At 69.6% G+C, this 12,608-nt stretch carries 10 protein-coding genes; 4 read left to right on the forward strand and 6 right to left on the reverse strand.

What is annotated here, in order from left to right:
- The coding region (locus tag RT309_RS09700; RefSeq protein ID WP_313356665.1) for a DEAD/DEAH box helicase at positions 1-1,526 on the forward strand (1,526 nt) is incomplete at its 5' end.
- A gap of 113 nt (positions 1,527-1,639) precedes the next feature.
- Here the strand turns inward: RT309_RS09700 and RT309_RS09705 are convergent.
- The 3 genes from RT309_RS09705 to RT309_RS09715 form a co-directional block, all read right to left on the reverse strand.
- Positions 1,640-2,539 carry an FUSC family protein gene (locus RT309_RS09705; RefSeq protein ID WP_313356666.1) on the reverse strand — a complete coding sequence of 300 codons (900 nt, stop codon included), beginning with the start codon at positions 2,537-2,539 and terminating at the stop codon, positions 1,640-1,642.
- Positions 2,540-2,853: 314 nt separating this feature from the next.
- Complete coding sequence (locus RT309_RS09710; protein WP_313356667.1) at positions 2,854-3,273, reverse strand: ASCH domain-containing protein; 420 nt, start codon at positions 3,271-3,273, stop codon at positions 2,854-2,856.
- 41 nt (positions 3,274-3,314) lie between these two features.
- On the reverse strand, positions 3,315-4,370 hold the full coding sequence (locus RT309_RS09715) for an Rv2578c family radical SAM protein (protein ID WP_313356668.1): 1,056 nt from the start codon (positions 4,368-4,370) through the stop codon (positions 3,315-3,317).
- A 94-nt stretch (positions 4,371-4,464) separates the two neighbouring features.
- Between RT309_RS09715 and RT309_RS09720 the strand changes: the two genes are divergently transcribed.
- Positions 4,465-5,394, forward strand: coding sequence for a M15 family metallopeptidase (locus RT309_RS09720; protein WP_313356669.1), 930 nt, complete (start codon positions 4,465-4,467; stop codon positions 5,392-5,394).
- A gap of 138 nt (positions 5,395-5,532) precedes the next feature.
- Positions 5,533-6,696: an acyl-CoA dehydrogenase family protein gene (locus RT309_RS09725; protein WP_313356670.1), complete on the forward strand. Its 1,164-nt coding sequence runs from the start codon at positions 5,533-5,535 to the stop codon at positions 6,694-6,696.
- Positions 6,697-6,812: 116 nt separating this feature from the next.
- Here RT309_RS09725 and RT309_RS09730 read toward each other — a convergent pair whose 3' ends face one another.
- On the reverse strand, positions 6,813-9,206 hold the full coding sequence (locus tag RT309_RS09730; protein WP_313356671.1) for an ATP-binding cassette domain-containing protein: 2,394 nt from the start codon (positions 9,204-9,206) through the stop codon (positions 6,813-6,815).
- Positions 9,207-9,285: 79 nt separating this feature from the next.
- Entirely contained in the window at positions 9,286-9,828 is a 543-nt protein-coding gene (locus RT309_RS09735) for an ECF transporter S component (RefSeq protein WP_313356672.1), read from the reverse strand.
- Between the two features lie 248 nt (positions 9,829-10,076).
- Here RT309_RS09735 and recQ point away from each other — a divergent pair, with 248 nt between their 5' ends.
- Positions 10,077-12,089, forward strand: a complete 2,013-nt coding sequence (gene recQ, locus RT309_RS09740) for a DNA helicase RecQ (protein ID WP_313356673.1) — start codon at positions 10,077-10,079, stop codon at positions 12,087-12,089.
- A 43-nt stretch (positions 12,090-12,132) separates the two neighbouring features.
- Here recQ and RT309_RS09745 read toward each other — a convergent pair whose 3' ends face one another.
- Positions 12,133-12,459 (reverse strand): hypothetical protein, encoded by a 327-nt coding sequence (locus RT309_RS09745; RefSeq protein ID WP_313356674.1) that lies wholly within the window; start codon positions 12,457-12,459, stop codon positions 12,133-12,135.
- Positions 12,460-12,608 lie beyond the last annotated feature (149 nt).

Here is a 12,608-nt window from a genome sequence, read left to right on the forward strand (position 1 = left end):
CCGCGCGTGATGACCGTCGCGGTGGTTCCGACCGTACCGAGCGCCCCCGCTTCGATCGTGATGCGCGCCCGGAACGCGGCAACCGCTTCGATCGCGACGCGCGCCCGTCGAGGGGTGACCGCCGTGGTGGTTCCGACCGTGCCGAGCGCCCCCGCTTCGATCGCGACGCCCGTCCGGCCCGGCAGAACCGCGACGACCGTCCGAACCGCAGCGACTGGAACGCTTCGGCAGGCTCAGCGACCGAGGGGAAGCACGAGGAGCAGATCGATGGCGTGCACGAGCGGCTCGAGGCCGAGGCCGTGCAGGCCACCGAGGTCGCCGATGTGACCTTCGGGGACCTGGGCATCGGGTCGAACATCGTCGAGATCCTGAAGAACATGGGCGCCGCGACGCCGTTCCCGATCCAGGCCGCGACGATCCCCAGCATCCTGCAGGGACGCGATGTGCTCGGCCGGGGCCGCACCGGCTCGGGCAAGACCATCGCGTTCGGCGCGCCGCTCGTCGAGAGCATCCTGCTGTCGCAGAAGGGCAAGCGCCGTGAGTTCGGCCGCAAGCCGCGCGCGATCATCCTCGCTCCCACGCGCGAACTGGCGCTGCAGATCGACCGCACGGTGCAGCCGATCGCCCGCAGCGTCGGTCTGTTCACCACGCAGATCTACGGCGGGGTGCCGCAGGCGCGCCAGGTGGGTGCCCTGAACAAGGGCGTCGACATCATCATCGGCACCCCGGGCCGCATCGAAGACCTCATCGAGCAGCGCAAGCTCGATCTCTCCGAGGTGCGCATCGCCGTGCTCGACGAGGCCGACCACATGGCCGAGCTCGGTTTCGCCGAGCCGGTGCAGCGCATCCTGCGCAAGACCGGCACCGCTCTCGAGGGGGCCCGGAGCCAGAAGCTGCTGTTCTCTGCCACGCTCGACCGTGAGGTCGCCGCGATCGTCGACGAGTTCCTCGTCGATCCGGCGGTGTACGAGGTCGCCGGTGAGGATCAGGACTCCAGCACCATCGACCACCGCGTGCTCGTCATCGAGCACCGCGACAAGGCCGATGTGCTCACCTCGCTCGTCGACCGTGACGGGCAGACCCTCGTCTTCGCCCGCACCCGCGCCTACGCCGAGATGCTCGCCGAGCAGTTCGAAGACGCCGGCATCGCCGCCGTCTCGCTGCACGGTGACCTGAACCAGGCCAAGCGCACGCGCAACCTGCAGAAGCTGACCGCCGGCAAGGTGCAGGTGCTCGTCGCCACGGATGTCGCCGCCCGCGGCATCCACGTCGACGACATCGACCTGGTCGTGCAGGCCGACGCGCCCGACGAGTACAAGACGTACCTGCACCGCTCCGGTCGCACCGGTCGTGCCGGCCGCTCCGGTCGCGTGGTCACGCTGATCACCCGTCAGCGCCGTCGCCGCATGGAGGACCTGCTCGGTCGCGCCGAGATCGACGCGCCGTTCGACCAGGCCGCCCCCGGTGACGACGTGATCGAGGAGATCGCCGGCCGGATGCCGAGTGAGGCCGAGCTCACCGCCTGAGCGCGCTCGCACGTCAGGAGAGACCGTCGGGATGCGGCCCATCAGGGCCGGATCCCGACGGTCTTTTCGTGATCTCGCCGGATTGGTGAACGATGCCACCCGCAGATCGGCGTTCAGCGACTCCCGCGTCGTCGATCCGCGAGGTGCAGAACCAGGGCGAGCACGACGGCCGCCGCTACACCCACGACCGTGAACAGCACCCGTTCGACGGTCAGCTCGAAACCGCGTTCGACATCCCCGAGCGAAGCGAAGATGAGCAGCATCGGCGTCAGCGCGAGGGTCTGCATGAGGTACGAGCCGCCCATCGAGTACCAGACCAGGAAGAACAGGCCGAGGATCGCGATCACGAGGGCAGCCCACGTCGGAAGCAGGAGCACGGCCAGCAGGGCGATGATCGCGCCGGCCAGCGTGCCCACCAAGCGACCCGAGATCGTCTCGCGCCGCTGCGCCGCCAGTGGTCGCAACGCCATCACCACGGTGACGGCGGCCCAGTACCCGTGCGGGATGTCTGCAGCCAGCGCCCAGTACATGATTCCCGCACTGAGGAGGCCGACGGTGATGCCGTGCTCCCAGGCAGTGCGCTTGTCGACCGGCATGGTCGGCGCCTGGAACTTGAGCAGTCGGGTGATGGCGGCTCCGGTCACCGCGCCGGCAAGGATCCACAGCGCAGCTGCCCACCAGCTGAGCTGGATGGGGCCTGGTCCGAAGAGGATCACCATCACCGGCGCCAGCGAGAGAAGGCCGGCGGAGCGCTGATTCGCGATCGCGAAGAGGATCGCCGAGGTCAACATCAGCGCCGCGATCGCCCACGGCGTCGAGTCAGCCCATGAGGCAAGTGCCCCCAGGGCCGCGCCGGCGAGCATGAGCACGACGCTCTGCCGTGGTCGACTCACAGGAGCGACGGCCATGCCCAGCCCCATCGCGAGTCCGAATCCCATGCTCGCTGACGGCCCGGCGATGAGACTGACGACGACCGAAGGGATGAGGATCGCCACGATCAACTTGAGCGTCATCGGCAGCGTGCCCGGTTGCGGTCGGCTGAAAAATGTCATCTGGGCACTCTCACTCGTCGAAGCCGTCGAGCATCGAGCCGCTGCGGCGGGCATCGAACGCGAGGACCTGTCGACGATACTCCGCTCGCCTCTGCATTCTGTGAGTGTGGCCCCGCGCCGGACCGGAACAGCGTGTCGGCACGCAGGCCGTGCGCTCGGATGCCGGAATCCGGGGCTGCCGCATCGGGCGTCCCGGCAGTTCTCTGTCTGATCGTCGGAGCGGCGGCGGCGCCCACCGCTCGTCGAGAGGGCTGCGAGCAGAACCCGACCGTGGGTCAGCCCGTCTGGAAGCTGAACCGCACAAGCACGGCGAGGGTGTCGTCGTCGACGCGGAACTCCGGGTCGCCCACGGACTCGCGGTACTCCCGGCCGTGCCAGAAGCTCTCGTGCCCGGCTCGCCATTCGGCGACGCTGGCGTAGCCCTCACCCTCGCCGAGAACGTGCGCAAGGTCGACGTCCGCGAGGCGGACGACGCGCACCTCCTCGACAGTCTCGATGCCGACGGGGATTCCCGCGGAGTCGATCACCGCCGCGCGGTCGCCGACGACGGTCATCGGCTCGTCGTCGATCTCGAGCTCGCGCAGCAGGAAGGTCGTCGTGGTCTTCTCGCCCGCGCGGATCGCCCCCACCAGCAGGTCGCGCAGCGGCCCCGGGAAGGCGTACTCGGAGACGGGCAGGTCATCAAGCGTCGACATCCGCTCAGCCTATGCGCCGAGCGACAGCGTCGACTCGCTCGTCAGAACAGCATGTCGGCGGGGGAGGTGGTCGTCCGGACGGATGCCGGAGCCGGGCGCTGCCGCATCCGTCGGCCGCGCATGCTGTCGTTCTCCTCTTCGGAGCGGGCGTCGAGCCCGTGCACTCGCATGAGCGGGCGGATGCGCTTCGCCAGCCACTGGCGGTAGGCCTTCGGCGCCTCGACCGAGACGCCGGGGTAGAGCCCGCGGTACGACGACAGCAGCTCCGGATGCTCGCGCTCGAGCCATTGGAAGAACCACGGCTTCACGCCGGGGCGCAGGTGCAGCGAACCGTACACGACATGGTCGGCGCCGGACTGCTTGATGCGCCGCAGCGCCCCGTCGATCGCCGCAAGCGAATCGGTGAGGTGTGGCAGCACCGGCATGAGGAAGACCCCGACGCGGAAACCGGCATCGCTGAGCGCGCGCACCGTGTCGAGGCGCGCCTGCGTGCTGGGGGTGCCGGGCTCGATCGCGTGCTGCAGGTCGTCGTCGTACATCGCGATCGACATCTGGATGTCGATCGGCACCCGCTTCGCCGCCTCGACGAGCAGGGGGATGTCGCGGCGGATCAGTGTGCCCTTGGTGAGGATCGACATCGGCGTGCCCGAATCGGCGAGAGCCTGCACGATGCCGGGCATGAGCCGGTACCGACCCTCCGCCCGCTGATACGGGTCGGTGTTCGTGCCGAGTGCGACGGTCTCGTGCTTCCACGACCCGCGTCGCAGCTCGCGCTGCAGCACCTCGACGACGTTCGTCTTGACGACGATCTGCGAATCGAAGTCCGCACCTCCGTCGAGGTCGAGGTACTCGTGCGTGCCCCGAGCGAAGCAGTATGAACACGCATGACTGCATCCACGGTACGGGTTCACGGTCCACGCGAACGGCATGCGCGAGGCGCCGGGCACCGCGTTGAGGGCGGACTTGGCGAGCACCTCGTGAAAGGTCATTCCGGCGAACCCGGGTGTGGTCACCGAGCGGACTATTCCCGCGCGGCTCTCCATGCCCGGGAGCGCGTCGGCGTCGACCTCGCCCACCGTCTGACCTTGCCACCTCATCCACCCATTCGAACAAAAACACGCATCTCTGTCAACCCGTAATCGGATATCTGTTCTATCAATGCAGATGCGCCCAGTGGGGGACAATGGTTCGATGAGCGCCGCGCAGTCCCGACACATCGCGCGTGAACCGCTCGCCGTGCGGGTCGCGTTGCCGCTCGGTGTCCTCTTCACGGCGATGGCGTCGCTGGCGACCCTGTGCGGCGTGATCGCCGACAGCCCCATCGCCCGGGTCGAGCTGCCGGCGCCTGCTGCCGCGATGGCGATCCCCTCCGTGGAGGTCGACGCTCAGCTGGCCGCGAATCCCTGTGCCGACGATGCCGTCCGGGCAGCGCTCGACACCGGCGATGACGCAGCTGCCATCGCGTCGTTCGGCGGCGGTGCCGCATTCCGCGAAGCGGTCGCGAACGACAATGCGCCGTGCATCTCACTCTCCGACCCGAACCGGTCGTGGGTGGTCGTCAACAAGCAGCGTCCGCTCGAGCCGGTCGGCTTCGCCCCGGCATCCCTCGCCGACATCGGCCTCAGTGCCACCACCCGCTCGAACGAGCTGCGCCCCGAGCCCAAGGAGGCCCTCGAGGCGATGGCGGCCGACGCGGCCGCCGCGGGCTCGGGCACGATCGGCATCAACAACGGCTACCGCTCGTTCGGCGTGCAGGAGAGCACCTACGGCGCGCACGTGCGCGACAGGGGGCAGAGCGGGGCGGATGCCGTGTCGGCCCGCCCCGGCTTCAGTGAGCATCAGAGCGGTCTCGCCTTCGACCTCGTCGCGTGCACCCCGCGCTGCGGCGCCATCGAGGCCTTCGGTGGCACGTCGCAGGGCCGCTGGGTCGCAGAGAACGGCTGGCGCTACGGATTCATCGTGCGCTACGAACCGGGCCACACCGGCACCACGGGGTACGCGCCCGAGCCGTGGCACATCCGCTACATCGGGTCCGAGCTCGCCCAGGCGTATCACGACGGCGGGTTCCATACGCTCGAGGAGTTCTTCGGCCTGCCCCCGGCGCCCGACTACAGCCACTGAGGTGCCGACCGCGACCTCCCAGAACGCGGAACGCAGTGTCATCCTGTGTGAGACTTGTTCTCACACGCGACTGTCCGGCGATGTCATTCCGACCTAGACTCGCCGTGCGACGACGCATATGAATTCGAGGAGGACGCCATGGAGCGCGACATCTACGAAGAAGACCACGAGGCCTTCCGCGACCTGGTCAAGGACTTCGTCAAGCGGTACGTCACGAACGAGGCGATCGAGCGGTGGGATGCCGCAGGCGAGGTGGATCGCGAGACCATGCTGGCCGCCGGTGAAGCCGGCATCCTCGGTCTCTCGGTGCCCGAGGAGTTCGGTGGCGCGGGCATGCTGCAGGACTACCGCTTCCGCGCGATCGTGAACGAAGAGGTCATCGGCGCCGGCGCCGGCTCGCTGGCGGGCGCCCTCGGCATCCAGGACGACCTGGCCGTGCCGTACCTCGTGCACATGGGCACGCAGGAGCAGAAGGAGAAGTGGCTGCCCCGCATGGCGACGGGCGAGATCCTCGGTGCGCTCGCGATGACCGACCCGGGTGCGGGATCCGACCTGCGCGGCATCAAGACCAACGCGAAGAAGGTCGACGGCGGGTACATCCTCAACGGCGCCAAGACGTTCATCTCGTCGGGCACGACCGCCGACATGGTCGTCATCTTCGTCAAGACCGGCGAGGGCAACCGCCCCGACGCCTTCAGCCTGCTCATCGTCGAGAAGGGCATGGAGGGCTTCGACCAGGGCAAGAAGCTCAGCAAGATGGGCTTCCACGGCTGGGACACCGCCGAGCTCAGCTTCACCGACGTGTTCGTCCCCGACGAGAACCTCATCAGCGGCAAGGAGGGGCAGGGCTTCGTCCAGCTGATGATGAACCTGCCGCTCGAGCGTCTCTCGATCGCGGTGTCTGCCGCTGCGGTGATCCAGGCCGCCGTGAAGTGGACCGTCGACTACACGAAGAGCCGCGATGCGTTCGGCGAGCGGGTCATCGACTTCCAGAACACCCGCTTCCGCATCGCCGACATGGCGACCACGGCCGACGCGGTCTGGGCCTACGTCGACCGCGGGCTCAAGGCCTACGCCGCCTCGCAGCTCACCGCCGAAGAGGCCGCGCAGCTGAAGTTCTGGGTCACCGAGCGCGAGTGGGAGGTGCTCGACATGGGCGTGCAGCTGCACGGCGGCTACGGCTACATCATGGAGTATCCGATCGCACGCGCGTTCACCGACGCCCGCGTGCACCGCATCTACGGCGGCACCAACGAGATCATGCGCGAGATCGTCGGCCGTCAGATCGCCGGCAAGCGCTGAGCGCGGACTGACCGCGCCGACGCCGCGGCGCAGAGATGGAAAGTGCGGGTTCCCGACGCCGGGACCCGCATTTTCCGTCTCTGAGCGGGCATCTCTGCGCGGGGGTGGCCCGGCGGTCAGCTCGGCTGCCAGGGGAAGGTCAGTGTGAACACGACGGCGGATGCCAGCAGCACCGCCGCCGAGAAGATCGTGTCGCGCGCGCGCCACTGAACGACGTGCCGTTCGGTTCGGGTGGGATGCGCGCCGAAGGCGCGGGCATCCATCGACAGGGCGACCCGCTCGGCATGCCGGATGCCCGATGCCAGCAACGGCACGATGTATCCCCAGCCTCGCGCGAGTCGGGCGATCGGACCACGACCGCCGCCCTGCCCGCGCACACGATGCGCGGCGCGGATGATCGACAGCTCGTAGCCGAACCGCGGCACGAAGCGGTAGGCGGCGAGGGCGGTGTAGCCGATCCGGTACGGAACGTGCAGCTGCTGCACGGTGGCGCGCACGAGGTCGGGCCCGCGAGTGGTCAGCCCGCCGATGAGTGCGAGGGCGAGGATGGCGGCCAGCCGCAGCGCGGTCGCCAGGCCGCTGAGCAGGGCTCCGGAGTGCAGCGTCCAGTCGCCGATCCGCACGAGCGCGGCCGTGTCGGCCACCTGCTCTGCGTCGACCCACACCCCGAATCCGACGCTGAGCACGGCGATGGCCATCGGCACGCCGAGCAGCAGCACCCCGACGATGCGCGAGGTGAGCCGTGCGCCCGTGATGACCACCACGTAGGCCAGGGCGAGGAAGATCGCCGGGGTGAGCAGGTCGCGGGTGAACGCGAGCAGCGCCATCGCCGGAACGACGGCGCCGAACTTGGCGAGCGGGTTGACGCCGTGCAGCCAGAAGCGCGCGGGAGCGGGCACATCGGCATACGGGTCGATGGGCGTGGGCTCGGTCGCGGGGGCGGCCGGGTCACCTGCGGGGGCGGATGCCGGGGCATCCGGATCGGTCTGTGCGAGCACCTCTGCGGCGGGGCCGGCGGTGATCACCTCGCCGTCGCCGACCAGCACCGCATGGGTCGCGTACTCGGCGATCAGCCGGCGGTCGTGCGAGACGATGACGACGGTCGTGCCTGCTCGCTGCAGCTCCTGCAGCATGCCGAGCAGTTCGGCGGCCCGCGCTCTGTCCTGGCCGAACGTCGGCTCGTCGAGCGCGATCACGGCGGGGCGAGTGATCAGCGCGGTGCCGACCGACAGTCGCCGCTTCTCGCCCCCGGAGAGCAGGAACGGATGCGTGTGGGCCTTCGCCGTCAGGCCGAAGCGGGCCAGCATCTCGTCGACGCGCTCGTCGATCTCGGCCGTCTCGACCCGCTGCAGGCGCAGACCGTGGGCGAGCTCGTCGCGCACGGTGCCGGCGATGAACTGGTGCTCGGGATTCTGGAAGACGAAGCCGGCGTGCGAGGCGAGCACGCGCGGCGAGGCTCGCCCGACGTCGACGCCGTCGATCCGCACCGTGCCGCGCGTCGGCGGCGCCACGCCGCCGAGCGCCTGCAGCAGGGTGGTCTTGCCTGCCCCGTTCGCCCCCATGATCGCCGTGAACGACCCGCGGGCGATGTCGAGGTGGGGCACGTCGAGCACGCGGGCACCGCGCTTCTCGACGACGATGTCCCGTGCGGTGATCGCCGGGGCGACGCCCCGGGCGGCATCGGGTGAGGAAGCGGGGCGCGTGGTGTCTCCGGTCGCGGGCATCCCGGCCGCGGGCGTCCGGTCGGCGGGCGAGAGCACACCCAGGGTTCTCAGGGTCCCGGCGTGCAGCTGCAGCGTCTCCCGGGCGGGGCCGTCGAGCAGCAGGTGCCCGTCGTGATCGAACACGATCACGCGGGTCGCGAGGTCGACGGCCGCGTCGACATCGTGCTCGACGAGCACGATCGCGCGCTGCTCGGCATCCCGGATCAGCTCGCCCAGCGCGACGTACACGTCGCGCACGCCCTGCGGATCGAGATTGGCGGTCGGCTCGTCGAGCACGATGACGCGCGAGCGGAGGGCGAGGGCGCAGGCGATCGCGAGGCGCTGGCGTCCCCCGCCGGAGAGCAGGTCGGGGTTCCAGCGGCGACGGCTCCACAGGCCCACGCGGCGCAGCGCCTGCTCGGCGCGAGCGAGCACATCGGATGCCGGCAGCCGCAGGTTCTCGAGCGCGAAGGCGACCTCGTCGAGCACCGTTCCGGTCACGAGCTGCGAGTCGGGGTCCTGGAAGACCGTCGAGACCTCGGGGCTCAGCTGGGCGACCGGAGTCGTGCGGGTGTCACGGCCGGACACCTGCACCGAGCCGGTCATCGTCGCGTTCTCGACCGACTGAGGGATCAGACCGTTCAGCGCGAGGGTCAGAGTCGACTTGCCGGATCCGCTCGGACCGAGCAGCAGCACCACTTCGCCGGGATGCACGTCGAACGAGACGTTCTGCAGCGCGGGGTGCGCGGCGCCCTCGTGCGTGACGCTCAGGTCGCGCACGCGGAGCAGGGGCGCGGAAGGGCGCACGGGCGGATCCTCTGTGAGCGGGCGGTTCCTCTTAACTTAGCCTGACCTAACCCTCATCACGTCGGGAGGGGCGCATCGCTCAGCGTGGGGCGATGCCGGCCCGGCGCAGCGCATTGCCGATCGCGATGCCGATCGCCGTCCACGCCACCGGCCCGAGCACCGAGACGATCAGGTAGCTCAGCTGCACCCACAGAGCGAACTGCGTCAGGTCGACGACGAAGCCGACCACGATCGCCACCAGCACGCCGATGATCGCCGCCGAGACGAAGAATCGCCAGCGTCCCCAGACGCGGTACCGGGTGAGGGCGGCCACGCCCTCCTGGATCGCGCCGAAGAGCAGAGCGGTGCCGATGTACCGCATCGCCCACATCGGGGTGAACGCGCTCGCGATCAGCGCCGCGATGACGTGGGTGATCAGCGCCACCATCGGCTTGCGCAGCACCTCCTGCGCGATGATCCCGGGCAGCACATGCACGCCGAGCACGAGTCCGTATGCCCAGGGCGCGAACGCGATCACGCCGACGGTGATGAGACCGGCGACCCCGCCCAGGATGCCCGTGGCGACGCCGATGGCGGCGCAGACGAGAAGGGTGCGCGTGCTCAGCGCCGGTCGGAATGCCACGTCTCAAGGTTATCGGGCGTCGTCGCCTCCGGCCGGTGCGGGGGCCGGACGGGCCATACAGCCCGGGGGCCGACACTCCAGATGTCGGACCGTTTCCGCGAGAACGTCCGACATCTGGCGTGTCGGCCCCCGAAGTGGCCAGCTCCGCGGGCGGTTCCGGTGTGGTTCACGGGCGGTTCCGGGGCGGTTCCGCACGACGGGTGTGGATGGCCGGCCACGGTGTCGGTGCCGGTGGCTACGCTGGAGGGATGCGTCGGTCGAATGGGGTCCCTGAGTCTGTCGAGGGGCCGTATGACGACGTGCCGTACCCCTACGACGACCTCCCGCCCGAAGAGCTCGACTGGGTGCCACCGGAAGACGGCTGGGAGCCGCCGCTCGACTGGGGCTCGGGTCCGATGACGCCGGCCGCGACAGACGGACGCGCCCTGGCATCCGGAATCGCGCCGTCGAAGTTCCCGACGCCGATCGAGGCGCTGCGCACGGTCTTCGGGTACGACGCGTTCCGCGGCGATCAGGCCGCGATCGTCGAGCACGTCGTCGGCGGGGAAGACGCCGTCGTGCTCATGCCCACCGGCGGCGGCAAATCCATCACGTATCAGGTGCCGGCGCTCGTGCGCGAGGGCACCGGGCTCGTGATCAGCCCGCTCATCGCGCTCATGCACGACCAGGTCGACGCGCTGCGCGCGAACGGGGTGCGTGCGGAGTATCTGAACTCGACGCAGGCACCCGACGAGCGCCGCGAGGTCGAGCGCGCGTACCTCGCCGGCGAGCTCGACCTGATCTACGTCGCCCCCGAGCGGCTGTCGTCGGCGCAGACCACGCAGCTGCTGCAGCGCGGCACGCTCAGTGTGATCGCCATCGACGAGGCGCACTGCGTGTCGCAGTGGGGGCACGACTTCCGACCCGACTACCTCGCCCTCGGCGATCTCGCCGAGCGGTTCCCCGGAGTGCCGCGCATGGCGCTCACCGCCACCGCGACCCGCGCGACGCACCAGGAGCTCACCGAGCGCCTCGGTCTCGGTCGGGCCGAGCACTTCGTCGCGAGTTTCGATCGCCCGAACATCCAGTACCGCATCGTGCCCAAGGTCGAGGTGCGGCGACAGCTCGTCGAGTTCATAAGGTCCCAGCCCGAGGGCGCCGCAGGCATCGTCTACGCCCTCAGCCGCAAGTCGGTCGAGCAGACGGCCGAGCATCTGGCATCCAAGGGATTCGACGCGCTTCCCTACCACGCCGGCCTTCCCGCCGAGGTGCGTGCAGCGAACCAGGCTCGCTTCCTGCGCGAGGACGGCGTCGTCATGGTCGCGACGATCGCCTTCGGCATGGGAATCGACAAGCCGGATGTGCGCTTCGTCGCGCACATCGATCTGCCGAAGTCGGTCGAGGGGTACTACCAGGAGACCGGTCGTGCCGGGCGCGACGGCGAGCCGTCGGTCGCGTGGATGGCGTACGGGCTGGGCGACGTCGTGCAGCAGCGCCGGATGATCGACCAGAGTCCCGGCGATCGCACCTTCAAGATGCGGATGGGGCAGCATCTCGATGCCATGCTCGCGCTGTGCGAGACCGTCGCCTGCCGGCGGCAGAACCTGCTGCGCTACTTCGGACAGGACAGCGATGCGTGCGGCAACTGCGACACCTGTCTCGAGCAGCCCGACACGTTCGACGGACTGGTCCCCGCGCAGAAGCTGCTGTCGACGATCGTGCGCCTGAAGCGCGAGCGCAACCAGGCGTTCGGCGCCGGGCACCTGATCGACATCCTGCGCGGAGCATCGAACGACCGCATCCGCAAGATGCGCCACGAGCAGGTCGCCACCTACGGCATCGGCGCGGATCTGTCCGACCAGGACTGGCGAAGCGTGGTGCGGCAGCTGCTGGCGAGGGGCATCCTCGTCGCTCAGGGCGAGTACGGCACCCTCGCGCCGGGGGATGCGGCGGCCGGCGTGCTGCGCGGCGAGACCGCGGTGCCGCTGCGTAAAGACACCATCGGTCGCGTCGGCGGGTCGACTCGTGCGCGCAAGGCGCCGGCATCCGCCTCGCTGGATGCCGGCGACCGCGATCTCTTCGAGGCGCTGCGCGCCTGGCGTGCGGCGACCGCTCGCGAGCAGGGCGTGCCCGCGTACATCGTGTTCGGCGACGCGACGCTGCGCGCGCTCGCCGAGAATCGGCCGACGACCGTGTCGGGTCTGGGTGGGATCAGCGGCATCGGCGAGAAGAAGAGGGATGCCTACGGCGCCGCCGTGCTCGAGGTGATCGCGGCGCACTGACGCCTGCCGGCCTGGGCGCGGCCTGGGGTCCGAGGCGGTGCGCTCACGTCGTGTTGATCTCGCCGGCCAGCAGTACCACCCCCAGCGCGACAAGCAGCAGAGAGAGCGGCAGCAGCACCCAGCGGCGTGTGATCGCGGCGGCGACGGTCGTCGCGCTGCACACCATCGTGATCACCAGAGCTGCCGCGCGCGTCGTGTCCGCCGCTTCCTGCTCCATCCCCTGACCGGTGAGTGCCAGCCGCAGCCCGGAGCCGAACAGCTCGAGAACGATGAGCACCCAGCCGACCATGCCCAGCGCGACGGCGGTCCAGCAGATCGAGACGCATGACCGTCTGAGCCGCTGCCGGCGCACCGCGCGCTCGTCTTCCATGCGCACACCGTAGCCGCCGTCACCCTGTGCGGGCGCTCGCCTGGCTCGGAGAGCGGCGTCGTTCGTTATCGTGTTGTGATCTTCCGGTCGCGATTTCACGTTCGTATTCTTGTTCGAATGTCGGTGGTCTCTCGCACAATTGAGTCATG

It is taken from the genome of Microbacterium sp., from assembly GCF_032084865.1.
Taxonomy (GTDB): Bacteria; Actinomycetota; Actinomycetes; order Actinomycetales; family Microbacteriaceae; genus Microbacterium.

Excerpts from the sequence above, each read along its gene's own strand:
- RT309_RS09705 (WP_313356666.1), bottom strand. The coding sequence starts at position 2,539 with ATGACGCTCAAGTTGATCGTGGCGATCCTCATCCCTTCGGTCGTCGTC.
- RT309_RS09710 (WP_313356667.1), bottom strand. The coding sequence starts at position 3,273 with ATGTCGACGCTTGATGACCTGCCCGTCTCCGAGTACGCCTTCCCGGGG.
- RT309_RS09715 (WP_313356668.1), bottom strand. The coding sequence starts at position 4,370 with ATGAGGTGGCAAGGTCAGACGGTGGGCGAGGTCGACGCCGACGCGCTC.
- RT309_RS09720 (WP_313356669.1), top strand. The coding sequence starts at position 4,465 with ATGAGCGCCGCGCAGTCCCGACACATCGCGCGTGAACCGCTCGCCGTG.
- RT309_RS09725 (WP_313356670.1), top strand. The coding sequence starts at position 5,533 with ATGGAGCGCGACATCTACGAAGAAGACCACGAGGCCTTCCGCGACCTG.
- recQ (WP_313356673.1), top strand. The coding sequence starts at position 10,077 with ATGCGTCGGTCGAATGGGGTCCCTGAGTCTGTCGAGGGGCCGTATGAC.
- RT309_RS09745 (WP_313356674.1), bottom strand. The coding sequence starts at position 12,459 with ATGGAAGACGAGCGCGCGGTGCGCCGGCAGCGGCTCAGACGGTCATGC.